The organism is Alteromonas profundi (assembly GCF_010500865.1).
Taxonomy (GTDB): Bacteria; Pseudomonadota; Gammaproteobacteria; order Enterobacterales; family Alteromonadaceae; genus Alteromonas; species Alteromonas profundi.
On the sequence record NZ_JAAAWN010000003.1, the window covers coordinates 80,222 to 105,367 of the forward strand.

The following is a 25,146-nucleotide window of genomic DNA, read 5'->3' on the forward strand; positions in this document are numbered from 1 at the left end:
GCTACTCCTCACCTACAGGGGTATCATCTAAGGAAACAGGGTGGTCTAAACTGGTGGCCAAAATAGCCATCACCAACTCGTCAAACGAGAGACCAGCCACTTTGGCTGCTTTAGGCACCAAACTCTTTTCCGTCATACCGGGCACCGTGTTAGCTTCGAGCAAATAAAACTGCCCATCGCTATTTTGCATTACGTCAATACGCCCCCATCCTGACCCTGAAATACCGTCAAAAGCTCGGGTTGATAATAATGCCAACGCTTGCTCTTGCTGATCAGTAAGACCACTAGGACAAAAATACTCAGTAGTATCGTCTTGGTACTTTGCAGCGTAATCGTAGAATGTATGCGGGGTAGACATCCGGATAGACGGAAGTGCTTGGCCTTGAATAACTGACACAGTAAATTCAGGACCATCTATGTATTGCTCTAGCAGAACTTGATTGTCATACTTAAATGCGTTCTGCACAGCAATATCGAGTTGTTTCGCGCTTGTCACTCTCGCCATGCCAATACTCGACCCTTCTCGGGCCGGTTTTACCATGACCTCATTCCCCAATTTATCCATTATAGCGCTGGACTTACCAGCTTCAAAGTGCCTTTTGTCGGCAATTTCATATTTTGCTGTTGGTAGCCCAAGGCTTTGCCACACTTGCTTTGTATGTATTTTATCCATAGCCAAAGCGGAGCCCAATACGCGACTCCCCGTATAGGGAATGTTAAGTAGCTGTAAGGCGCCTTGCATTGAACCATCTTCTCCCCCTCTTCCATGCAGCATAATGAGTACACGGTCGATTTTTTCGCTCAGCAAATCGGTAAGAGGTCGCGTGGCTGGGTCAAAAGGTATAGCATCTACCCCTTGACGTAACAGGGCATTGAGAACCGTTGTGCCAGATTTAAGTGACACCTCTCGCTCAGCCGAATCGCCGCCGAACATCACCGCCACTTTGCCGAAGGTGTCGGGCGAATATGTAGTTTTTGCTTTAAACGTATTCACTTATCACCCACCTTAAGTAAGGTCGCTGGTTCCATATTAGTGTCGGCAAGTAGCTTGGCAATTTGACCAATGTTCCCCGCCCCTTGAGTCATCACAATATCGCCATCTTGTAAAATATTGGCAAGAATACCTGGAAGCGCCGCTTTATCGCCTACGTAAACCGGCTCAATTTGCCCCCGTTGACGTATAGACCGACACAAAGATTTACTGTCTACGCCTTCAATTGGCTGTTCGCTTGCTGCATATACATCAAGCAGCAGCAAAGTATCAACACTGGATAACACATCAACAAAATCTTCATACAGGTCTCGGGTTCGCGTGTAGCGGTGGGGTTGATAGACCATAACTAAGCGCTTATCAGGCCAGTTTGCCCGGGCCGCCGCTATGGTGGCCCTTACTTCGGTAGGGTGGTGTCCATAGTCATCGACCAAACACACCTCACCACAAGAAGTTGAAAAGCTACCTAGCTGTTCAAACCTGCGGCCGATACCGCCAAAGCTAGCCAGTGCTTTTACAATAGCAGCATCTTCAATACCTTCATCGGTGGCAACGGCAATAGCTGCCAACGCGTTTAATACATTGTGATTACCGGTAAGATTCAAGGTAATATCAAGCGGAGCAAGATGCGGCCTGATAACTGTAAAATTCGCTTTGCCAAAGGACAAAGTGATATTTTCTGCACGATAATCGTTATTCTGCTCAAACCCATAGGTAATGATGTTACGCCCTATACGCGGTCGAATTTCCTGAATATTAGTGTCGTCGCCGCAAACAATGGCCTGCCCATAAAAGGGCAGATTGGACAGAAAATCAACGAAGGTGTCTTTTACTTTTGAAAAATCCCCTCCGTAGGTATCCATATGATCAGCTTCAATATTTGTTACAACCGAGACCATGGGCTGTAGGTGTAAAAATGACGCATCACTTTCATCGGCTTCAGCAATAAGATAACGACTTGTACCCAGCCTGGCATTTGTACCAGCACTATTGAGCAACCCCCCTATAACGAAGGTTGGGTCATACTCTGCCTGAGCAAAAATAGTCGCAATTAGGCTGGTAGTGGTCGTTTTGCCATGGGTTCCGGCCACCGCAATGCCATGCCTAAAACGCATGAGCTCGGCTAACATTTCTGCCCGACGGATAATCGGTATACGTTGTTCACGGGCGGTAATAATTTCTGGGTTGGCCTCGTTTATCGCGCTCGATACTACGATAACGTCCATGCCTTCAACATTTTCTGCACGATGGCCAATTTTCACCGTTGCACCTAGGCTGGATAGCCGTTCAGTCATGGCGCCTTGTTGAATGTCAGACCCTGAAATCTGATAGCCTTCGTTAAGCAATACTTCAGCAATACCGCCCATACCAGCACCGCCGATGCCGATAAAAAATATGTTACTGACCCGACGCATTTGCGGGCTCTCAAATGGAGTTTTAAAAACCATTACTCCCCTTCTCCTACCACTGTTTTACAGTGGTTAACGACTTTTTCAGTGGCCTGGTGACCTGCGTACTTACGCGCAATCTCACCCATTTCAACGCAATCGGATGGGTGGGTTACCCAATGTTTAATTGCCGGCCCTAAATTGTTTGTGAGTTGTGATTGCGCAATCATGACCGCAGCATTGTGCTTAACCAGTGATTGTGCATTCTTCGTTTGGTGATCATCAACCGCATGAGGCAGGGGGACAAAAATGGCGGCGCGTCCCGCAGCGGCAACTTCGGCTACGGTTAACGCACCCGCACGGCATACCACAAAGTCGGCCCATGTATAGGCCTGTGCCATATCGTCGATAAAGTCGCTTACCTCAGCATCAACGCCTACTTCCCGATAAGCCCCTTGTACTGCTTGGCTATTCCCCTTTCCACATTGATGACGAATTTGAATGTCCATTAAACCTGACACCGCCTGGGGTACCGTATCGTTTAGTACTTTCGCGCCTAAGCTGCCGCCTACCACTAACATACGTAATGTTCGCTTAGCAATGTCTGAGGTCGGGGGGACAGCCCAGATCTCATCTCGAACAGGATTTCCCACTGTGTGAAGCTTACTGCTCGGTATTGAAAATTGATCCTTAGCATCCTCGAAGCCCAGCAACACCAAGTTAGCGATACGCGCCAACAGTTTATTGGTCATGCCTGCCGCAGCGTTTTGTTCGTGGATAACCAGCTTTATACCGAGAGATTTTGCCGCAACCCCGCCGGGGCCGCTGGCATAGCCACCAAATCCAATGACTAAATCTGGGTTAATACGTTTGATAATGCGTCGTGCTGAAAATAAGCTTTTAACCAGCGCCACTACACCTGTGATTTTGGCTTTAATGCCTTTGCCGCGTATGCCACGTACGGGGATAAAGTGAATGGGGATACCGTGCTTAGGCACAACCTCAGCTTCCATTCGCTCTGCTGTACCAAGCCATTCTATATGCCAACCAATATGTGTGAGGGCATGGGCTACTGCTAACCCTGGAAAAACGTGGCCACCGGTGCCGCCGGCCATAATAAGGCATCGCTTAGTCATTATCAGCCTCCTTGGCAACACGCGCGAGTATAGCTTTTATTCCTGCTTTACCGTCGCTATCAGAGGTATTTGATGCTTCATCTTGGTTACGGTTACGCGCAGACTCCTCATCATCCGCTATACGCTTGGTAGATGCTTTTGGTTTAGTGGATGCTGACGCTTTTTTTGTCTTGTTATGATCACTACGCCCTATCGCCTGCACTCCATCGACTCTTAATTCGAAATCGATGCGTAGCAAAATGGCTACCGCCACTGACATAACAATAAGTGACGAACCGCCATAACTCACCAGCGGCAGTGTGAGCCCTTTTGTGGGCAATATGCCCGCGCTAGCACCAATATTCACTGCAGTTTGAAAGCTAAACCAAATGCCTATGCTATAAGCCAAATAGCCCTCAAAAGGGCGCGAGTGTTCAAGGGCCCGATTGCCTATTTTAAGTGCTTTGATGACCATACATAAGATAAGACCAAGTACGCTTAGCACGCCTACAAAGCCTAATTCTTCGGCTAATATCGCCATTACAAAATCGGTATGTGCTTCAGGAAGGAACTCTAGTTTTTGTAAGCTGTTACCGAGCCCCTGCCCAAACCAATTACCTCGTCCGTAAGCCATTAGCGACTGGGTTAACTGATAACCGGCACCAAAAGGATCGGCCCAAGGGTCGAGGAAGGACGTCACCCGTTTAAGGCGGTACTCTTCAAATACAATTAACGCAACTACAGCCATGAGCCCAGCGAAAACCAGTGCAAAGAATTGCCACAGACGAGCGCCCGCTAAGAAAAGTAAACCTATGGTAGTGGCAAACATAACAACTACCGTTCCCAAGTCGGGTTGAATAAGTAGCAACATAGCTAGCATGAAAAAGACCGCCAATGGCTTGATAAAGCCTTTTAAGTTCTCGGTAACTTCTTCATAGCGACGTACCAAATAACCGGCCAAATAAGTGAAGAAAAACAACTTAGCGGGTTCGGCAGCTTGAATTGTAATAGGGCCGATAGCAAGCCAACGCGTACTGCCATTCACTGAGCGCCCCACTATGAGCACGGCTATTAACAGCCCCAAGGCTACAAGCAGTAAATAAGGATTAAAGGTACGCCAAAATTGCATGGGTAGCTGTAATACGCCCATCGCCGCAACCATCGCCAATATAATGTAAATACCGTGGCGGATAGCAAAATAAAAGGGGTTATCGTGTAACCTATCGGCCACTGGCATAGAGGCAGACGTAACAATGATAATGCCGATGCTCATCAGCGCAATAGCCACCAGAATAAGTAAGGTGTCATAAGGCGCTTGAGGGCGTTGCTCATCGTGGCGTGCTGCAAATAACGCACTTAAACTGGTAGCAGTGCTATTCATGATGCCCTCCGCCGGGTAATAGCTTCGGCAAATACCTGAGCACGATGAATATAGTTATCGAACATATCGATACTTGCGCACGCGGGCGATAGTAGCACTACATCATTGGGTTTAGCGGCACAATACGCTGCGCTCACTGCCTCATCCATGGTGGCTACAACGCGCGTATTGGCAAATAAAGGGACAAACTTATCGGCATCTTTACCTAGTGCAAATACCTGCGATACGGTTTCTTTCATGGCCGCTTTCAGCGGCGAAAGATCTGCCCCTTTCGCATCGCCGCCAGCAATTAACAAAATATTCCCACCCGTGGTTGGCGCTAACCCTTCTAATGCGGCTATGGTGGCGCCGACATTCGTGGCTTTAGAATCATCTATCCAACGCACACCATTGACTTGAGCTATTTCGATACACCGATGAGGGGCAGAAATAAAGGTGCTTACTTGGCGAGCAAGATAGGCAATATCAATATCAACCAACGTTTTTAAGCTGTAACAAAGCGCAAGCGCTGCCATCACGTTTAGCACGTTGTGCATGCCTGCCAAGGTTATATCATCGGTATTGAGTAAGGCGTCGCCATTTAGGGTAATAACCCCTTCGCTAACGCCAAACCCTTGTTCGGTTTCAGATAAGCCATAGTCTATAGTGGCTTCAACAGGGCTATTGGGCTGGCAATATTTTTCACCTCGCCCCACTACTGCGTAACGGCAATGCTGAAAAATTCGCTGCTTTGCAGCGATGTATTGCGTAAGGCTACCATGTCTATCAAGGTGATCTTCAGTGATATTGAGAATACAGGCCCCGTGCAATTGTAAGCTTGAGGTGGTTTCTAGTTGAAAACTCGACAGCTCAAGCACAATAACATCGTACTGATTTGCTAAAGTAGCTAAAACGGGCAACCCCACGTTACCTGCGGCTACTGCGTTTAAGCCACAGGCGTTTAACAAGTGCTCAGTAAGTTTAGTAACAGTAGTTTTGCCATTTGAGCCAGTAATACCAATGACAGGGGTACGGTTTAGCCGTGCAAATAACTCGACATCGCCAATTACTTCTATACCTTCACGCTTCGCCTGTTGCACCTGCTCAATATTGGGTGAAAGGCCCGGGCTTAATACCAGGGTATCGACCCCTTTAAAGTAATCGGGGGTGAGTTTGCCGTGAGCGATCTCTACTTCATACCCTATAGCATCAAGTTCAGGGGCAAGTGATACGTTTTCTCGCGTATCAAAGGCTTTCACTTTCGCTCCCTGTTCTAATAAGAAACGCACACATGCCTGCCCGGTAAGACCTAGGCCGGCAACGATGTAAGTATGTGTGCGAACGTTGTAACTCATGGGTCGATTAACTCGTTATCTAAGTTTAAGGGTGGCAAGGCCAACCAATACTAAAATGATAGAAATGATCCAAAAGCGCACGATAACCCGTGGCTCTGGCCAGCCCTTTAGCTCGTAATGATGGTGAATAGGTGCCATACGGAATATGCGCTGACCGCGTAACTTGTACGACCCCACCTGCAATATCACCGAAACCGTTTCCATTACAAACACTCCCCCCATAATAATAAGTACAATTTCCTGTCTTACTAATACGGCTAATACACCTAAGGTTCCCCCTAAGGCCAATGAACCTACATCCCCCATAAAAACCTGTGCCGGATAGGTGTTAAACCATAAGAAACCTAACCCTGCGCCCACCATGGCGGTACACACAATAACCAGTTCGCTGGTAAGAGGAATATGGGGAATGTTGAGGTAGCTTGCGAAATTCGCATTGCCAGTAACATAGGCAAAAATAGCAAAGGCCCCGGCCACTAATATGGTAGGCACAATGGCTAAGCCATCTAAGCCATCTGTTAGGTTTACCGCGTTGCTGGTGCCCACAATGGCAAAATAGGTAATTAAGATAAAGAAAATACCCAGTTGAGGGAAAACCTCTTTAAAAAACGGTACCAGCAACGAGGTTTCTGCACTTAACGATGCACTACTATAGAGATAAAACGCGACCCCTATTGCAACGACAGATTGCCAAAAATACTTCCACCGTGCGATCAGCCCCTTCGAGTCTTTGCGAATAACTTTGCGATAGTCATCCACAAAGCCAATAATTCCATACGCAATAACCACGGTGAGGGTAACCAGTACATAGCGATTTGATAGGTCTGCCCACAGCAATATACTAATAATGATAGCGGCAAGTATGAGCAGGCCCCCCATAGTGGGCGTACCCGATTTTGAAAGATGGCTTTGCGGGCCATCATCTCGTACCGTCTGCCCTATCTGCATGCGCTGTAGATAGCGGATCATTTTGGGGCCAATGAAAATTGCGATAAGCAACGCCGTAAGTGTGCTTAAAATAGCCCGTAAGGTTAGGTATGAAAATACGTTAAACCCTGAATCAAATTGTGTAAGCCAGTCGGCTAGCCAAATTAACATGCAATGCGCTCCCGACGGCTATTGAACTTTCCCAAAGAAGAGGCCTCTATCGCCTCTACCACGCGTTCCATGTGCGAACTGCGCGAACCTTTAACTAAGATTGAAACCTGTTGCTGCGCAGGGAATGCTTCACCCTCGATTGCGCGTACAAGGGTTTCTACATGTTTGAAATGTCCACCTTTGCCGGCAAACGCCTCACTGGCAGCGCCACTTAACTCGCCCATGGTATACATGTAATCAATTGATTTTTGCTTTGCGTAGTTACCCACCTGCTGATGGTAATGATAAGACTGCTCACCTAGTTCTTTCATATCACCCAATATCAAGATGGTAATACCTGAGAAGCTATTTAAGGTATCGATTGCGGCGGTTACCGAGGCCACATTCGCGTTGTAAGAGTCATCGAGTAAACGCACATTATTTGTCAGTGGCTTCACGGTTAACCGGCCACTCACTTGTTGCATACTCAATAAGCCTTCGCGAACATTGTCTAATGATGCTCCAACCTGCACGGTCAACGCTGCGGCAACCAATGCATTTCCAACATTATGAAGGCCTGGAATAGTAAGCTTTACAGCTTGCTTCTCTTGGGGTGTGCAAAGCACAAATTCAGCGCAACCTTGATCATCAATAGTGATATTTTCGGCATGGTAGTCAGCGTTATTTTTTTGCTCGGGTGAAAAGGTCAGCGTAGACGTATCTTTTAGCTCGCTTAACCAAAGTTCGGCAAACGGGCTGTCGATATTAACGATGGCAGTCCCCGTCTCTCCCAGCCCCTCAAATATTTCGCACTTCGCACGGGCCACGCCTTGCACACTGCCAAACCCTTCAAGGTGAGAGGCTGCAGCATTTACAATTGTGGCAACATCTGGTTTTACCAAATGCGTTGTATAAGCGATTTCACCTGCGTGATTAGCGCCTAATTCCAGCACCGCATACTCATGATGCGACGCTAATCGCAGTAGCGTAAGCGGCACGCCGATATCGTTATTAAAGTTGCCTTTTGTGGCCAGTACAGCGCCTTTACAGGCTAAAATAGCGGCGCACATCTCTTTCACTGTGGTTTTTCCGCTACTGCCGGTAATGGCAATTGTTTTAGGCGCAACATGACGCTTTACGGCCGCACCAAGACGCCCTAACGCTATCTTGGTATCTGGTACTGCAATCACCGGCACCTTAGCGTCAACATTTTCGCTGGCTATAATGGCGCTGGCCCCAGCTGCTACTGCTTGTTCAATGAAATCATGGCCATTAAAGTTGTTGCCTTTAAGCGCTAAATACACCGCACCCGCTTCTATTGCGCGCGTATCGGTGCTTACCGAATTTACGCTAACATCCTGCCCTATTAGTTCGCCGTCTATCTGACTGGCTATCCAAGACAGCGTTGTTGTTATCATTTGCTGTACTCCTGCTGTAGTCGCGCCACTACTACCCGTTCGTTATACTCTATTTGTTGTGTTCCGATGATTTGATAATCTTCGTGGCCTTTGCCCGCTACAATAATGATGTCGCTGTCATTGGCATTATCTAAGCAATAGCGTATTGCTTTCTCGCGGTCAGGTTCTGACACCGCTATGCGAGGGTTATCTAGCCCTGCTATTACATCATCTGCGATACTTTGAGGCGTTTCACTGCGGCTATTGTCTGTGGTGATTACCACAACATCAGCGCCCCGCTCAGCCGCCTTACCCATTAACGGTCGCTTGCCTTTATCGCGATCGCCGCCGCAGCCAAATACACACCATACTTTGCCTTTAGCGTGCACTCGCGCACTCAACAACACCTTTTCTAACGCATCAGGCGTATGGGCGTAGTCAACTACCACGTTGGCTGCACCTGTGAACGTGAATACTTCCATTCGACCTGGGACAGGTTGAATGTCATTAACACATTTCACTACGGCGTCGAAGGCTTCATTCTGCGTAAGCAAGCAGGCCACCGCGCTAAGCACATTGAAGATATTAAACTGTCCAAAAAGGGGCAGAGATATCGGCGCATCTCCCCACGACGTGGACAGCGTAAAATTACACCCCGCGTCATGGTAGGAAACATTTGTGGCGAAACAATGGCGATCCTGTGGTGGTTTATGAAGTGGGTTGCTGTTATCTACACCTACCCAAACAACCTCTAAATGATTTTGTGCCTCTTTTGCCCACTGCTTGCTTTGCTCATCACAGGCATTCAATACCACGGTGGATAATCCCGGTTGTGTAAGCAGTTTACGCTTCGCTTCTGCGTAGGCCTCCATGGTGCCGTGATAATCTAAGTGATCGCGACTTAGGTTGGTAAATACTGCTATATCAGTATTTACTTTTGACAGACGCCCTTGCACTAAGGCATGAGAACTTGCTTCAAACGCAGTATGTCGAACGTCACTAAGCACAAAGTTTGCCAACAAGGACTGAATACGAATTGGATCTGGGGTTGTATTCGCCGCTGGTGTAGTTAACCATTGTGTTTCACTGCCCTCATACACGCTGCTACCTAGTGTCCCGATACTTGCGCTACGTGTTCCTAACGCATCCTTTAGCTGCGTAAGCATTTGAACTGTAGAGGTTTTTCCATTAGTCCCTGTTACAGCCACCGTGGTCATCTTAGTGGCAGGTTCATTGTAAAAAGCCGCAGCCAACGCAGATAACATTTGCGGTAGTTGATAAAAAGAGATAATCACAGAATGGTCGCGCATTTCCATGTGACCATGGGAATGACTGTCGTCGGTTTGCGCCAATATAACCCGCGCGCCCAAGCTAATAGCTTGAGGGATAAAGTCGCGTCCGTCCCGCGCATGGCCTTTTAATGCAGCAAACGCTAATCGGGTATTCACTTCGCGGCTATCTAAGGTTAGTCCGTCAACACGAATATCTGGGGCATCAATACCGAAAGTTTTCAGCAACGGTTGAATGCTTTGGGCAAAGGCACTAGCTACCACTTTGGCCTCCTCTTAACCAAGAACTTGAGGTTACCTGTTTGTCATCTGGGGCAACATTTAACATGTGAAGTGCACCGCCCATAATAGAAGAAAATACGGGGGCTGCGGTGTCGCCAGCATGATACAAGTCACCGCCGGGTTCGTTAATTAATACAATGGTAACCAAGCGCGGATCAGATACCGGTGCAATACCTGCGAAAATGTTCACATACTCTTCACCATAGCCACCTGCCACAGCTTTTCTACTGGTTCCGGTTTTACCTGCTACGCGATAACCGGGAATGGCCGCTTTTTTAGCGGTACCTCCTCGCTGTGTAACACTTTCCATCATTTGTACTATTGCCTTTGCATTTTCTTCACTAACCACACGCTCAGACTGCGGCTGCCAGCCAGTTTGCTTAGGCGATTTGATTATATTAAGCGGCTGCTTAATACCACCATTGGCAATAGTGGCATACAGGCGACCTAGCTGTGCGGTAGTAACTGAAATACCATAGCCAAACGACAAGGTCGCCAATTCAAACTCGGACCAACGGCTACGCTCATGGAAAATACCGCTGCTTTCGCCAGCCATATTCAAACCTGTATCAGACATCAACCCCATGTTGTAATAGGTGTCGAGTAAGAATGGCTTAGGCACCGAAAGGGCCAATTTAGACGTCCCCATGTTGCTTGAATGCTGGATGATTTCCTCTAGCGTTAATTCGCCATAGTTGCGAGCGTCTTTCACTAAGCTACCGCCTAAGCGCATCCAACCTGGGTTGGTATCCACCGTGTCTTCTGGCTCTACTTCACCAAACTCTAACGCAGTAAGTACGGCCATAGGTTTAAGCGCTGAACCCGGTTCAAACGCGTCTGTGATAACCCGATTTCTCATGCGATGAGCAGAGATATCACTTCGATCATTAGGGTTAAATGAGGGGGCATTGACCATTGCCAACACATCGCCGGTTTTCACATCAATTACAATGGCCGAGGCGGAACTTGACTGGTAATAAATCATCGCCTCTTTTATTTCTTTATAGGCTAGGGCTTGAATGCGCTGGTCGATAGTTAATTGCAGGTTACCGGCTTCCTCTCCCGAGGTAGTTTCAAGTATCTCAACCTGACGCCCTTTGGCATCGCGACGTATTTTTCGAGAGCCAGGCGTACCAGTAAGCCACTCATCATACATTCGCTCTAACCCTTCTACCCCGGTATCATCTACATCGGTCATACCGATTAGTTGGGCCGATACTTCACCCGTTGGGTAATAACGGCGGCTTTCACGGCGTAAATAAATACCGGGAATATCAAGTTTATCAACATACTCTGCCATGGCAGGTGAAACTTGGCGCTGTAGATAAACGAAGCGGCGTTTAGGATTGCCCATCTTCTGTTTTAAACTTTCTACGTCTTGGCCTAGCACATCCGCTAAGGCCTGCCAGCGGCGAGGCTCAAGAAATCCGTCATTTTCATGGATCACTTTAGGGTCGGCATAAATTGCTCGTACCGGCACACTCACGGCAAGTTCTACACCGTTTCTATCGGTTACCAAGCCCCGATAAGTGGGCATATTTCGGGTGCGTAGCGTACGGCTATCGCCTTGCTGTATTAGCTCGTCTGGCTCAATAACCTGAATGTAGGCAGCTCTTGCTGCCAGTACAGCAAACACTGAAACAACCACCAACAACACAACCACGAAACGCCAATGCACAAGGCTAGGGGCGACGTTTTGCTTCGCTCCTTTAACCTTTTTATTGCGTTTCACGGCTGATGTACTCATTTTATTTTCACCACCACTTCGTCGTCTGCCGTAGGCCGATACATGTCTAACTGCTTTTCAACCATGGTTTCAATACGGTTGTGCTCGGTAAGCGCGCGCTGTTCTAGAACAAGATTGCGCCACTCAACATCAAGCTTATCTTTTTCTTCCATTAAGTTTTCTAGAGCGATAACTTGTTGGCGATTGTGATGACTACCAAGAATAACTGCCATAGCGCTGGCGATAACCGCTAAATACAACAAAACCCGCAACTTGTTGCGGGTCAAATCGGAGACGATTATCAGGAGTAATCTGAAGTTCGTATTCGCCTTACCTGGCGCAGTTGTAGTCATAACTTTTCGGCTACCCTGAGTACAGAACTGCGCGAACGAACATTATTTTCTATTTCCAGTTGCGAGGGTTTTATTGCCTTACCCAGCGCTTTTAATACTTTATCTTGATCTATCTCTGCTTGCGTAATAGGCAGATTATGGGGCACCACTTTGCCGCGACTTTGTTCTTTAATGAAGCGTTTAACAAGGCGATCTTCTAACGAATGGAACGAGATAACCGCCAGCCGTCCTTGCTGAGCCAGCACTTCTGTAGCCGCTTTTAATCCCACACGAAGTTGTTCGAGCTCTGCATTAATATAAATGCGAATTCCCTGAAAAGCGCGGGTTGCAGGGTGCTTAAACTTATCTTTAACCGGTACAGCTTCATCAATAATTTTAGCCAGTTGAGCGGTGCGGGTAATGGGCGTTTCAACACGGGTATTAACAATGGCATGGGCAATACGCTTGCCAAACTTTTCTTCGCCAAACTCTTTAATCACCTGGGTGATATCTTGTTCTTCCGCTTTGGCTAACCAATCGGCGGCGCTTTCTCCTTTAGACGTGTCCATACGCATGTCTAATGGCCCGTCACGTAAAAAGCTAAAGCCTCTTTCAGCATCATCGAGTTGTGGCGAGGACACACCTAAGTCCATTAATACGCCATCAATATTACCCGCTAAACCTAAATCGGTTAGCTCTGTGGCCATGTCGCCAAAGGGAGCATGAATAATAGAAAAACGTTCATCGTTAGCGAATCGTTTGGCTGCCTCAATTGCCTGAGGATCACGGTCAAAGGCAATTAAACGCCCGTTTTCGCCTAAGCTCTCAAGAATGCGTGCAGAATGGCCGCCACGACCAAAGGTGGCGTCTACGTAAATACCATCAGGTTTAATCGCAAGGGCCTCTATGCACTCTTCAAGCAGCACAGAAACGTGTTTGAATTGTTGGGTGTCGCTCATAAGGAGAAGTCCTGTAAACGTTCGGTGAGTTCAAATTCGCCTTTGCGTTCGGTGTCTATGTCGTCTTCTATCTGTTGTGCCCAAACATCGGCATCCCAAATTTCAAACTTATTAAGCTGACCAACCAACATGACTTCTTTTGATAACTTAGCGTGATGACGTAACGGTGTAGGAATTAGAATGCGTCCGCTCTTATCCATTTCACCTTCGGCAGCGTGTCCTAGCAACAAGCGCTGCATACGGCGCTCGGCGGGGATCATACTGGATAACTTAATTAACTTAAGTTCAATTTCTTCCCATTCGGGAAGTGGGTAAAGCAACAAACAGCTTTGTTGGTTATCAACCGTGCAGACCAGTTGTCCGTTACAATCATCCAGCAGCGACTGACGATAACGCGTAGGTATCGCAAGTCTGCCTTTTGTGTCCAGATTGATCGCATTAGCGCCGCGGAACATTCCCCTAGCCTTTTATATTTTGCTCTTAGATTTCTTGTTTTTTGAGTACTGAACTGCAAAACGATGATAAGTCGATCCACTATTTGCCACTTTTACCCACTAGTTGACAGTTTAGGTATCATTGATCCCCACTGTCAAGGGAAAAAGTAGAGTTAAAGTGAGGTGAGCTCTGGGCTAGAACTGTTTGTATATACAGCGTTTTTTCAAAGTAGCTGATAAGGCGTGAAAAAAAGACGGGGAATTTACCGCTAGGAGAAAATCTAGCGAAATAAAAAGTCTAAAATAATGTGGAATAAAAAAGCCCCTAGCTGAACTAGGGGCTTTTTTGTCTTAATGCGGCGGGTTCGTTCCCCGCCCATTCAATTATGCTTCGCTAGCGGCTTCTTCTTCCACTTTTGCAACAGAAAGTTGCATATTGCGAATTGGGTTTTCAGTACTATTTGACAGTTCAACAAGACGGTTCAACTGACCTACAGACATCATTACCGCATACATAGCACCTAAGAAGCCAGATTTGTGTAGCTCTAGTACTTTCTCTTCCGGAAGTTCTAGTAGCTTCTTCTCGTTAATGCTAAGCATACCAGTAACATTACGTTGCTGGCCACTTTGGTAGGTTAGACGAATTTGAATTGGGTCAAGCAAGTCAAGATCAACAACCTCTTTAACGAAACGCTGTGTCGCCATTTCGCTATTTGCAAGGTCAGATAGAAACTTCTGACGGTTATCTAGGAACTCAGATGGTTCGCCCGCTTCAGTAAATAGCGGCTGTCCTTCTTCACTAATAAGGTCGCTATTCTCATCAATGTACACGCCTAGCTTGTCGCCATCTGGACGCACATCGAAAGGGTAACGAAGAATGTTCATAGGAACGTGAGGCCCCTGCCAGCTTTCACCGGTAAGGAATAAGTTCTGGTTTTGCTCCATACCCAGCATAGCCACAACGTGGTGACGCTTAGACTGAGGGTCTTCGATGAAGACTAGAGGCATAGTTGCTGCCAACTGGGCAAATTCGCGAATGGTCGCTGCTGCAAGGTGCGTATTTTTCGCAAATGCAAAAGAGTTGCTTACCGCGACTTTAAGGTCTTTGTGTTTTTCTTTATCTAGCGGTACAAAATTAATAGCCATATTTCTTTCTCATACTTGTCTGCTGTGGCCCCGTTTAAAAAAACTGAAAAGTGAGGGTAACCACAAAAATTACGTAGGCCGCGCGGATGAACTTATCGTCACCCTTCTTCGGCGAGGCGCTTGGGAGTATCCCGCATTCACGAGGTGAAGTCACGCGCCATCACAATAACAAGTTTTAAATTTTTATTGCAATGTAAACTTAAAGTAAATTGCATCAAGCGGCGAAAAAACAAGCAATATCACTAAAAACGGTGGTTCACCGCACAAACGCGATAAAAATTCTTCTCTTCAAACGTCAGCCATTGTGGCCTTCTCGGTTTTCACTTAGTCTTTTAACCCCCGCTGCTATTTGGGCATTTTAGGGGATCAAAAAAAAACCAAAACGCAGAACCTTTAATAACGACGGATTCGTGCTACTTACACAACAACAATAAGGAACACCACATGACAAGGCGATTTCCTCTTAATGTTTGCGCATTAACCATTGCTGCGCTTTTCACTTCCACGGCGGTATTCGCAAAGACCTACACCGCCTCGGAGCAGGCGAACAGGATTGCACAAGAAACAATTATCGTTGACGGCCACATTGATGTGCCTTATCGCGTAAAAAATCGGTGGGTAGATGTCACTAAGGCCACAGAAGATGGCGACTTCGATTACCCCCGGGCGGTAAAAGGCGGCCTGAATGCCCCTTTCATGTCAATTTATGTACCCGCCAGTTTAGACAATTCTCCTGAATCAACGCAATTAGCCCACCAGCTTATTGATTCAGTAGAAGCGATTGTGGCCCGCGCACCCGATAAGTTTGCAATTGCCAAAAGCCCCAGTGATGTGAAAGCACAATTTGAAGCTGGGCTAATTTCACTTCCAATGGGAATGGAAAATGGCTCTCCCATTCAAGGGAGCCTTGATAACTTAAAGGCATTTTACCAGCGCGGGATTCGATACATTACCTTGGCCCATAGCCAAGCAAACCATATTTCTGATTCCTCTTACGATTTACGTAGAAAATGGAAAGGTTTAAGCCCCTTTGGCAAGCAATTAGTTACTGAAATGAACAATATTGGCATTATGTTGGACATCTCTCATGTTTCGGATGATGCTTTTTATCAAGTTGTTGAAATCACAAAGGTTCCAGTAATCGCTTCGCACTCTTCACTACGTAAATTTACCCCGGGGTTTGAGCGTAATATGAACGACGACATGATAAAGGCCCTAGGTGAAAATGGGGGTGTTATTATGATTAACTTTGGCTCAAGCTTTGTTGATAAAGCGGCAGGACAATGGCGCAAGGGACTAACCGCTGCACGTAAAGCCCTTATTGCAGAAGAAGGCGAAGACAGCCCTAATTTGGAAAATTTTGAAGCGACGTATCGTGAAAAAGTTCCTTACCCCTACTCTACATTAGATCAGGTACTTGATCACATTGACCACGTAGTAGAGCTGATTGGTATTGAACACGTGGGCATTGGGTCGGATTACGACGGTGTAGGCGACTCGCTTCCTATTGGCCTTAAAGATGTAGCTAGCTTCCCGAATCTTGTACAGGGCCTATTAGACAGAGGCTATAGCCGCCAAGATATTGAAAAAATACTCAGCGGTAATTTATTACGCGTGTGGCAACAGGTTGAAGATTACGCAGCTAAGCACAGCGCTTAGTCAACGGGCGTTTTCCCCTTGGCTAGTTGCGAAATTTCTAAGGGCAGCGGTTAAATAGCAGCGCGTGTTGTCTGCTATTTTTAGCTCCCTTAGATTGTTACGCAGCTATGGCATGTAAGCTCACTGGCAAGACACTATGCCTTGCCAGTAACTAAAGGTCTGCGGGCCAGCAGATAATAGGTTGAAGGTAAAATAAACAAGGTAAGTATTAACGCACTAACCATGCCTCCTACCATAGGCGCCGCAATGCGCTGCATGATTTCACCGCCAGTGCCCGTTGCAAACAACACCGGTAATAACCCAGCTATAATTGACACTGATGTCATCATTACGGGCCTTACCCGTCTTACTGCCCCCTCTACAACACTCGCTTTTAACCCGCACTCGGTAATTGCAGGGCCTTGTTGCAAATAGGCCTTATTCGTTTGGTTTAGATACACCAACATAATTACACCGGTTTCCACAGCCACGCCTGCCAGCGCAATAAACCCCACCGCTACGGCTACCGAAAATTGAAAGTTCATCACCCAAAGTAGCCATATTCCCCCCACTAGCGATAGCGGTAACGTAGCCAAGATAAGTACCACGTCCTTTGCACGTCGAAAGCTTAACGCTAATAACAATATGATAATAACCAAGGTTAACGGCACCACAATTTTCATTCGCTGTTGGGCACGCTCTAGGTATTCAAACTGTCCCGCCCAGCTAAGTGAATAGCCGGCTGGAATGTCGAGATGTTGATTTAAGTGCGTTTTAGCATTTGCTACATAGCCGGCCAGATCACTATTGTTGATATCAATGAGTACCCACCCTGTTAGTCGGGCGTTCTCACTTTTAATGCCGGCGGGCCCAGCTTCAATGCGAATATCGGCTACCGAAGACAGTGGAATATGCCTGCCTGAAGGGGTTATTAGGGGAATGGTGCGTATGGCCTCAGGGCTATCTCGATAAGTTTCATCAAAGCGCACACTTATTGCGTAGCGTTCGCGGCCTTCATTTGACTCGGCTATCGACTTTCCGCCCACCGCAATAGCTATAACCTCTTGAACATCTGCAATATTAAGGTTGTAACGCGCTGCTTTTTGCCTATCTATATCGATAGTAAGATAACGCCCTCCGGCTACTCTTTCTGCGTATGCAGACGCGGTATTAGGCAGTTGCATAAGCAATGCTTCTATCTTTGCACTTAATTGCTCTATACCGTCAAGACTGGGCCCTGCTACCTTAATACCTACCGGCGTTTTAATACCTGTGGCAAGCATATCGATACGGGTTTTAATCGGCATGACCCAGGCATTAGTAATACCCGGAAACTGAATTTGCTGATTCAGCGTCTCTTTCAGCTTTTTTGTGGTCATCCCAGCTCGCCACTGGGATTTAGGCTTTAGCTGAATAAAGGTTTCTATCATCGTTAACGGCGCGGGATCAGTTGCAGTGTCCGCCCGGCCAATCTTCCCAAATACTCTAGCTACCTCCGGAACACTAGCAATTAACTTATCGGTTTGCTGTAAAAGCTGCCGTGCTTTACCTATAGAAAGGCTGGGGTAGGTAGTAGGCATATACATTAAATCGCCTTCATCCAACGTGGGCATAAACTCGCTGCCCGTATGCGCCAAAGGCCACCACGTGGAGATAATAGCTAGGAGGGCTGCAAGTAGTGCGCTGCGGGGGTAGTTGAGCACCGCTTTTAGGGCTGGCCTGTAAACGCGAATAAGCACATTATTAATCGGGTTTTGTGATTCGGTGCGAATTTTCCCTCGAACCAAATAGCCTGCAAGTATAGGAACTAGAGTTATAGCGAGAAGTGCCGCCGCTCCCATGGCATAGGTTTTAGTAAACGCAAGCGGAGCAAATAGACGCCCCTCTTGCGCCTGTAAAGCAAAAACAGGAATGAAGGAGACCGTAATGATAAGTAGCGAGAAAAACAGCGCCGGCCCTACTTCACACGTTGAGCGCATCACTAAGGCCCAGCGTTGTTGTGCCGTTAACGCCGTACTGTTTTCTTTTTCGAGGTGCTTATGTAAGTTCTCTACCACCACGATTGCACCATCTACCATGGCCCCTATGGCAATGGCAATGCCACCAAGCGACATGATATTCGCGTTTAGTCCTTGCATTCTCATCGCTATAAAAGCAATTAGAATACCTATAGGCAAGCTAATAATTGCCACTAACGCTGAGCGAACATGAAGTAAAAAAACCAAGCAAACCAAACCCACAACAAGCAATTCTTCAACGACTTTTTGCCACAAGGTATTTACTGCGTTTGAGATTAACTGTGAGCGATCGTAAACGGGAACAACGGTTACCCCTCTGGTAAACTGGCCTCTAGCTGGGCTAATTTTTGTTTCACTTTATCTATGGTAGTTTTAGCGTTTTCAGCGTAACGCATAACAACGATACCGCCTACCACTTCCCCCTTACCGTTAAGCTCTGCAATTCCCCTTCGCATCTGCGGCGTTTCTATTACAGTTGCGATATCGCCTATGGTGAGTGCGCTGCCTTGACTGTATACCCCTAAGGGGAGTTGGCGAATGTCTTCAACACCTTTTAAATAGCCGGTGGCGGTAACCATATACTCTGCTTCGGCCAACTCAATAACAGACGCGCCTACCTCCTGGTTTCCTCGTGTAATCGCTCGTTTTACATGGGCGATTGGAATTTGGTATGCGCGTAATTTGTCGGCAGATAATTGCACTTGATACTGCTTAACCATACCGCCTAAACTTGCCACTTCAGCAACCCCATCAACCGTTTGTAATTCATACTTTAAGAACCAATCTTGTAAGGCCCGTAAATCTGCCAAATCGTGGGTTCCTTTAGTATCGGTAAGCGCATACAAGTAGACCCAGCCTACGCCCGTGGCATCAGGCCCTAACGCGGGTTGCACTCCTTGCGGCAGCTCACTGGACACTTGGTTTACGTATTCTAACACTCGGCTTCGGGCCCAGTAGAGATCGGTATCATCGTCGAATATAACGTAGACATAAGAATCACCGAAAAATGAAAAACCTCGTACTGTTGTCGCCCCAGGTACCGACATTAACGCTGTGGTTAACGGGTAGGTTACTTGGTCTTCCACGACTTGAGGAGACTGCCCGGGGTAACTGGTTTTCACTATTACCTGAATATCGGACAAATCAGGAATAGCATCAAGCGGGGTGAAACGCACTGATAATACACCGCCCACAGTAAATAACAGCGCGATAAGTAGCACTATAGGCCGATTATGAACCGACCATCTAATTATTGCTTCAATCATGAGATGCCCCTTTCATATTATGATGCTCGTGCGTCATAGACTTTGCAGGCGGGTGGCTACTACTGTTATCAGCAGAAGGCTTCATGTCAGCGTGAGGGTCTGGGGAAGACATACGGGAAAACGCGGCACGTTTTGAAGATTCTGAGTCAATGAGAAACTGCGCTGACGTAACTACCTCATCCCCAGGCGCAATTCCATCAAGTATGGCCACATGGTTTTCATCCCGAGGGCCCATCGTCACTGGTATAGAGCGATATTGATCAGAACCCACACGCACCACAACTCTTTCTTCTCCCTGCGTTCGAATAACGGCTTCACGGGGTATTTTTACAAAGGATTTTGCTTTATCCATAGCAGTGTGAATGATCACTTCACCTAACATATCAGGCCGTAATACTCCTTGGTCATTTGCCAAAGTAAGACGCGCCATTAAAGTGCCCGTTTTAGGGTGTAACCTTGGATAAATAAACTCGATGTTCGCGTGCCACTTTTTACCGGGTACTGCGTCAAAAGACACGCTAACATGCTGGCCTACCGCAACCTTATTCATATAGGCCTCAAACACATCAACAATGACCCACACGGTATCTAAGGGGGCGATACTAATAACTTGCATGCCGGGCTCAATAAAATACCCCTCTCGCACATTGAGGTTTTCAACTACGCCGCTACGGGGAGCGTAAAAAGTAACTGACTGAGCAACCTCGTTCGTTTTTGCTAACTTTTCAATAAGCGCATCGCTTAGCTGAAGACTGGCAAGTCTTTCCCTTGCTCCTTTAATAAGCTGGCTATTACCGCGCTTCAAAGCAATCAGATAATCTTCTTGGGCGCTGACCAACTGCGGCGAATATAGGGTATAAATAGGGTCACCTTTATTTACCTATTGTCCGTTGTCTTTTACATATAAGGTGTCTATCCAACCTTCAACACGTGGATGCAAGTGCACTAACTTGTCCTCGTTAAAGGCGGCACGTCCGATGGTGCGAAGCACAGGGTTTAGCTGCCCAAGTATAGCCGGTGCAGTTTTAACCCCCATGTTCTGTTGAACCTGAGGGGCAATAGAAACACTACTGCTATCGCCTGGGGCATCTGAGTTTTGGGCGTACACGGGCACCAAATCCATCCCCATTGGAGATTTTCCCGGTTTATCACGCCGATAGCTGTCATCCATGGGCGCAACCCAATATAAAGGTTTATTCTCATTGCTGGCACCTGCAGGCAAAGCGTTCCCAGTATTACCCTTACTGCCTTCAAACGTGGTTAACTGCCACCCCAAGAAGCCACCCACCAGTAGACTTAACATTACAATAATAACGGTTTTCAATTTAGCTGCCTCGTTGGTAATTAGCGTGAAGAGAGAGTGCGGGTTGGTAGTAGTATTTAACGCGTTGTAAACTGGTAGCCAGCTGCAATTCAATATCAAGCATGGCCAATTTCGCATCGATAATTGCCATACGCACCTGCAATGCGTTTGACATATTATTTTGAGCGCCTTGGGCGAAGCTGCGAAGTGTAGTTGCCTGAGCGTATTCTGCTTGGGTTAATAGCCTTTCTTTTAGTAAATGGTAGCGCTGACTGGCAAAGGTAAGCCGAGTGCGGTATTGCTGAGCTTGGGAGGATAACCGCGAGATCACCAATCGCCTGTCGGTGGCCACAGCGCTTAAACGGTTTGTTTTGCTGGAAATTTGGGCACTATTGCGCGTAGAAGAAAAAGAAGGCAAATCGACCTGTACACCAAAGGAAATGAAATCGCTTCTGTGTTGGTTTAATACATCGTGCTGCCGATAGCCATAACTCGCTTGCAGCGCCCACTGTGGTTTTTCGCTTTCTTGCGCAATCGCTAACTGTGTATGCGCATATTGTTCGTCAAATTCATAGGCTAGCGCCTCAGGATGAAAGTGCATGAGAGAGAATATATCAATGGGGTTAATTTTTTCTACATAGTCTCTCGCCTGCTGCACTACCGACAGAGAGGTTGATTGTGGCCAATTCATAGTACTTAGGTCGACACCGCTAAGCCATTCCGTGAGCACACTTTTTGCTACCTCCATATCTTCAACTGCGCGATATTGGGCCTCTTGTAACATCACCTTATCAAGCTCAAGGGCGACGATGTCCTGTTGCTGCGTGTTCACATCACCCGTGGTATAGGCTGCGTTCATAGCTTCAATTAACTGACTTACTACCTCTTCTTTATCCTTTAGTAAGGCTGCCTTTTTCTGGGCATAATATCCCTGGTACCAGGCTATTGAGACTTGCTGACTAACCCAGAGTTTGCGCCCGCTGCGTTTAATCTGCTCCTTACCGGCCTGGGCTTTAGCACCCTCTGCTTTTAATTGGGCCGTATTGCCTCGTGGTAAGGTTTGTTTAATGCCAATTTGTAGCTGGGTCATTGGCTCTTGTTGCAATGAAAAGTTGTCTACAGGCAAATTCTGTACACTGGTGGATAAGGTTGGCGTATCCCACGTATCAAATGCCACTGCGTCACTATGAAAAGCCTTTTCCCGCAAGCGGCTTGCGGATAACACAGGATCGTTCTCAAGCGCGTGTTTTTGCGCTTGAGATAACGACAATGTACTGGCCGCTACCTTTGGGGTAAGAAGCTCGGTAGTTAGCAACACACTAAGAAAAATAACCATACACGCCTTAGTTAATGCCCGGCGCGCTTGGGCTAGAAAACACAAAGAGAACAACATAAAACACCTTCACTTACACGCTAATAAGCGCCTAAACTATAAGTAAATACTTACCTACAGACGGATTTACCCTATGAAAGTGTTGTTTTAGGTGGTCGATATTGGAAGAAGATAGTCGTACTAGGAATACCTAGGCTTAGGTGGGCAACAACGCCGGCGGTAGTTGCAAAGGTTATAGAAGAACGAGACTCAATAAGTGCGATACTCACTGTGCATAAGCCCTCTGGGCACTGACAATCAGTACCACAGCAATCGCTAGCTTCGCTGCTATCTAGCGCAGACATTATCCCATGATGATTGGGTTTATCGGCAGATATTAACGAAGAAGTGACGGCAGCATGTTTTGCACTCAGGGCTGTTTTTCCGCTCAAGGCATTGTCGGCGCTCAAGGCTGTATGACAAGGCGCTGAGGAAGACAACGATAAGACAGCGGCGTGATGGCTTGGGTTTGATTCGCCCTCTTTCCCCTCGTATTGTTTACTGCCGTTTAACGAAGGTTTTAAAGGCATAGCATGAAGCGGCGGCGCAATTTGCCCCACCAACATCGTAAACACCACTACCAGCAATACGCTGGTATAGTGAATGCTACTGCCTACAAAATGCATGTGTCGATAATACTCGCTTGTTATTTATAACGTCTGGGCTGTGACAAAAGCACACATCAATAACCCATAAATTAATGGAGAAAGTAAGCCGTGTTGCTACTCGCTAAAACTGCTGTAGATAACTCTTCAACATCATTGCCATGGTATCAAACAGTGGGTTTGCTTTAGGAACCGCACACAACTCTGTTTCATCCACCATTTTAGCATTAAATTTCATTTGGTGAAGCAGGGGTGTATTTACCACTAAATCAGCATGGCATAGCTCATATGAACCGTCGATGACGAAAAAGGTATTTGGCCCCTTGCTATGTTCCATCAAGGATTCTACCCCATGAATGGGGGTGGTACTATCCGCTTGGGAGTGGGCGGCAAACAAAGGAATATCTATTTGTTTGCTATCTTCCAATTGCTGACGAATTTGTTCAATAACATCCATCAACTCTAAGCCCGCAAATCCAGCTACGTGGGGGTACTTATATGGGTTTGGGCCGTGCGTAACATAACTTCCATCAATCACTTTAGCGACCCATTTTATTCCCCAAATACGTGACATGCTTTCTGCATTTTCTGATAAGGCTAAAGCGCCAGAAAAAAGCATAATCCCATCAATGTTACTGCCTTCATCAAGGTAATGTTCTACCGCTAATGCGCCACCAGTGGAAAAGCCGCCTACAACTAAGGTGTCACCCATTGTATCGGCAAGCGCAACAATCTCATCGACATGTGCTTGCCAACGCTCGGCTAAATCGCCATCGGTCATATCATCGCTTGCATCTCTTAGCCCATGGCCCGGTAGTAGCGGAACCAGCACATCGAAACCTTGATGGTATAGAATATTGGCTATTTCACGCATAAAAAAAGGTGAATCGCTTAAACCGTGAATAAGTACTGCTACTTTTTCACTAGGCTCATCATGGCCAAGTATAAAAGGGGCATTGCCCTCACTGCGTAACACAGGTGAACACACGCTTCTGCGGTTTAAACGGGTTTCTTTACACGGCGTAAGTACACCCCATTCATCCTTGTACAGCTTAGAAAAATCCGCATACGCAGATTGCTGTGATACACGAGACACAGAGCCTTGATCAGTATTTTGAGGGGCTGCTTGGCTTAGCATCGGCATTGCGACACATAGCGCTAGTAAAACAACCTTATAGAGGAAAAACTTATGACCCACCGTCACTCTCCTGAACATAACTGCATGTGAGGAACTACCAGCACAACTAAAAAAGGCCATGATAACACGGCCTTAATTTGTACTTAACGACATTGCACCTATATCTTCAAATTCGCTGCAATGCTATATTTTTTAACCTGCAAAATAGGCTTCTAGCTCATCAGAGCCACCAATTAACTTACCACCGATAAATACCTGAGGTACGGTTTCTCTTCCGGTCATTGCCGTTAAACTGGTTAAGCTAACACCTTTGCCAAGCACCACTTCTTCAAAGTCGTAACCTTTTTCTGTAAGTAGCGCTTTTGCGTTTGCACAGAATGGACAATTAGGTTTAGTGAACATAGACACAGGTGCTTTTGTTTCTTCATCCGGCGCGATATAGCTTAACATAGTGTCTGCGTCTGATACTTCAAAAGGGTCGCCAGGTACGTCAGGCTCGATAAACATTTTATCCACCACGCCATCTTTCACTAGCATAGAGTAACGCCAACTACGCTTGCCAAACCCAAGTTCAGCTTTGTCTACTAGCATGCCCATACCGTCAGTAAATTCGCCATTGCCATCAGGTAATAACGTGATATTTTGTGCTTCCTGATCGGCGCCCCATGCATTCATTACAAACGTATCATTTACCGATAGACAGACAATTTCGTCAACGCCATGCTTTTTAAACACGTTCGCCAATGCATTGTATCTTGGTAGATGAGTAGAAGAGCAAGTAGGTGTAAACGCACCCGGCAGTGAAAACACCACTACGGTGCGGTTATTAAAAATTTCGTCGCTACGTTTAGTAACCCAAGTTTCACCTTCTCTTACTTGAAATGAAACACTAGGTACACGTTGCCCCTCTTTACTGGTAAAACGACTGTCTGACATATTGTCCTCTTCTCTAGATA

Annotated in this window: 19 protein-coding genes and 2 pseudogenes; 1 reads left to right on the forward strand and 20 read right to left on the reverse strand. The window is 46.8% G+C overall.

The window, feature by feature from the left end; genetic code table 11:
* Position 1: 1 nt before the first annotated feature.
* From GTH32_RS03115 to GTH32_RS03175, 13 genes are all read right to left on the reverse strand, one after another.
* Entirely contained in the window at positions 2-994 is a 993-nt protein-coding gene (locus GTH32_RS03115) for a D-alanine--D-alanine ligase (protein WP_343033380.1), read from the reverse strand.
* Positions 991-2,439 (reverse strand): UDP-N-acetylmuramate--L-alanine ligase, encoded by a 1,449-nt coding sequence (gene murC, locus GTH32_RS03120; protein ID WP_163083781.1) that lies wholly within the window; start codon positions 2,437-2,439, stop codon positions 991-993. Before murC ends, GTH32_RS03115 begins: the two co-directional genes overlap by 4 nt.
* A complete protein-coding gene (gene murG / locus GTH32_RS03125; RefSeq protein WP_163083782.1) occupies positions 2,439-3,515 on the reverse strand; it encodes an undecaprenyldiphospho-muramoylpentapeptide beta-N-acetylglucosaminyltransferase in 1,077 nt (358 codons plus the stop codon). The genes murC and murG overlap by 1 nt, the downstream gene beginning before the upstream one ends.
* On the reverse strand, positions 3,508-4,875 hold the full coding sequence (ftsW, locus tag GTH32_RS03130; RefSeq protein ID WP_163083783.1) for a cell division protein FtsW: 1,368 nt from the start codon (positions 4,873-4,875) through the stop codon (positions 3,508-3,510). The genes murG and ftsW overlap by 8 nt, the downstream gene beginning before the upstream one ends.
* Entirely contained in the window at positions 4,872-6,209 is a 1,338-nt protein-coding gene (murD, locus tag GTH32_RS03135; RefSeq protein ID WP_163083784.1) for a UDP-N-acetylmuramoyl-L-alanine--D-glutamate ligase, read from the reverse strand. Before murD ends, ftsW begins: the two co-directional genes overlap by 4 nt.
* Positions 6,210-6,224: 15 nt before the next feature.
* Positions 6,225-7,307: a phospho-N-acetylmuramoyl-pentapeptide-transferase gene (gene mraY, locus GTH32_RS03140; protein ID WP_163083785.1), complete on the reverse strand. Its 1,083-nt coding sequence runs from the start codon at positions 7,305-7,307 to the stop codon at positions 6,225-6,227.
* A complete protein-coding gene (locus GTH32_RS03145; RefSeq protein ID WP_163083786.1) occupies positions 7,301-8,704 on the reverse strand; it encodes a UDP-N-acetylmuramoyl-tripeptide--D-alanyl-D-alanine ligase in 1,404 nt (467 codons plus the stop codon). Before GTH32_RS03145 ends, mraY begins: the two co-directional genes overlap by 7 nt.
* On the reverse strand, positions 8,701-10,236 hold the full coding sequence (locus GTH32_RS03150; RefSeq protein ID WP_163083787.1) for a UDP-N-acetylmuramoyl-L-alanyl-D-glutamate--2,6-diaminopimelate ligase: 1,536 nt from the start codon (positions 10,234-10,236) through the stop codon (positions 8,701-8,703). The genes GTH32_RS03145 and GTH32_RS03150 overlap by 4 nt, the downstream gene beginning before the upstream one ends.
* Entirely contained in the window at positions 10,226-12,001 is a 1,776-nt protein-coding gene (locus tag GTH32_RS03155; RefSeq protein WP_163083788.1) for a penicillin-binding transpeptidase domain-containing protein, read from the reverse strand. The genes GTH32_RS03150 and GTH32_RS03155 overlap by 11 nt, the downstream gene beginning before the upstream one ends.
* Entirely contained in the window at positions 11,998-12,333 is a 336-nt protein-coding gene (gene ftsL / locus GTH32_RS03160; protein ID WP_163083789.1) for a cell division protein FtsL, read from the reverse strand. Before ftsL ends, GTH32_RS03155 begins: the two co-directional genes overlap by 4 nt.
* A complete protein-coding gene (gene rsmH / locus GTH32_RS03165) occupies positions 12,330-13,271 on the reverse strand; it encodes a 16S rRNA (cytosine(1402)-N(4))-methyltransferase RsmH (RefSeq protein ID WP_163083790.1) in 942 nt (313 codons plus the stop codon). The genes ftsL and rsmH overlap by 4 nt, the downstream gene beginning before the upstream one ends.
* A complete protein-coding gene (gene mraZ / locus GTH32_RS03170) occupies positions 13,268-13,726 on the reverse strand; it encodes a division/cell wall cluster transcriptional repressor MraZ (protein ID WP_163083791.1) in 459 nt (152 codons plus the stop codon). The genes rsmH and mraZ overlap by 4 nt, the downstream gene beginning before the upstream one ends.
* A gap of 363 nt (positions 13,727-14,089) precedes the next feature.
* Positions 14,090-14,851 carry a SapC family protein gene (locus tag GTH32_RS03175; protein WP_163083792.1) on the reverse strand — a complete coding sequence of 254 codons (762 nt, stop codon included), beginning with the start codon at positions 14,849-14,851 and terminating at the stop codon, positions 14,090-14,092.
* Positions 14,852-15,295: 444 nt separating this feature from the next.
* Here GTH32_RS03175 and GTH32_RS03180 point away from each other — a divergent pair, with 444 nt between their 5' ends.
* The gene (locus tag GTH32_RS03180) at positions 15,296-16,510 is read left to right on the forward strand and encodes a dipeptidase (protein WP_163083793.1); all 1,215 of its coding nucleotides are present in this window, start codon (positions 15,296-15,298) and stop codon (positions 16,508-16,510) included.
* A gap of 134 nt (positions 16,511-16,644) precedes the next feature.
* Here the strand turns inward: GTH32_RS03180 and GTH32_RS03185 are convergent.
* From GTH32_RS03185 to GTH32_RS03215, 7 genes and pseudogenes are all read right to left on the reverse strand, one after another.
* Positions 16,645-19,772: pseudogene (locus GTH32_RS03185) on the reverse strand (efflux RND transporter permease subunit).
* A pseudogene (locus tag GTH32_RS03190) lies at positions 19,765-20,640 on the reverse strand (efflux RND transporter periplasmic adaptor subunit); the annotation flags it as partial. The pseudogenes GTH32_RS03185 and GTH32_RS03190, both read right to left, overlap by 8 nt.
* A gap of 12 nt (positions 20,641-20,652) precedes the next feature.
* On the reverse strand, positions 20,653-21,096 hold the full coding sequence (locus GTH32_RS03195; protein WP_163083795.1) for a heavy metal-binding domain-containing protein: 444 nt from the start codon (positions 21,094-21,096) through the stop codon (positions 20,653-20,655).
* 1 nt (position 21,097) lies between these two features.
* Complete coding sequence (locus GTH32_RS03200; protein WP_163083796.1) at positions 21,098-22,468, reverse strand: TolC family protein; 1,371 nt, start codon at positions 22,466-22,468, stop codon at positions 21,098-21,100.
* 71 nt (positions 22,469-22,539) lie between these two features.
* Entirely contained in the window at positions 22,540-23,073 is a 534-nt protein-coding gene (locus GTH32_RS03205; protein WP_163083797.1) for a hypothetical protein, read from the reverse strand.
* Between the two features lie 103 nt (positions 23,074-23,176).
* Positions 23,177-24,250 carry an alpha/beta hydrolase gene (locus tag GTH32_RS03210; RefSeq protein ID WP_343033381.1) on the reverse strand — a complete coding sequence of 358 codons (1,074 nt, stop codon included), beginning with the start codon at positions 24,248-24,250 and terminating at the stop codon, positions 23,177-23,179.
* Positions 24,251-24,382: 132 nt separating this feature from the next.
* Positions 24,383-25,126 (reverse strand): glutathione peroxidase, encoded by a 744-nt coding sequence (locus GTH32_RS03215; RefSeq protein ID WP_163083798.1) that lies wholly within the window; start codon positions 25,124-25,126, stop codon positions 24,383-24,385.
* Between the last annotated feature and the right edge of the window lie 20 nt (positions 25,127-25,146).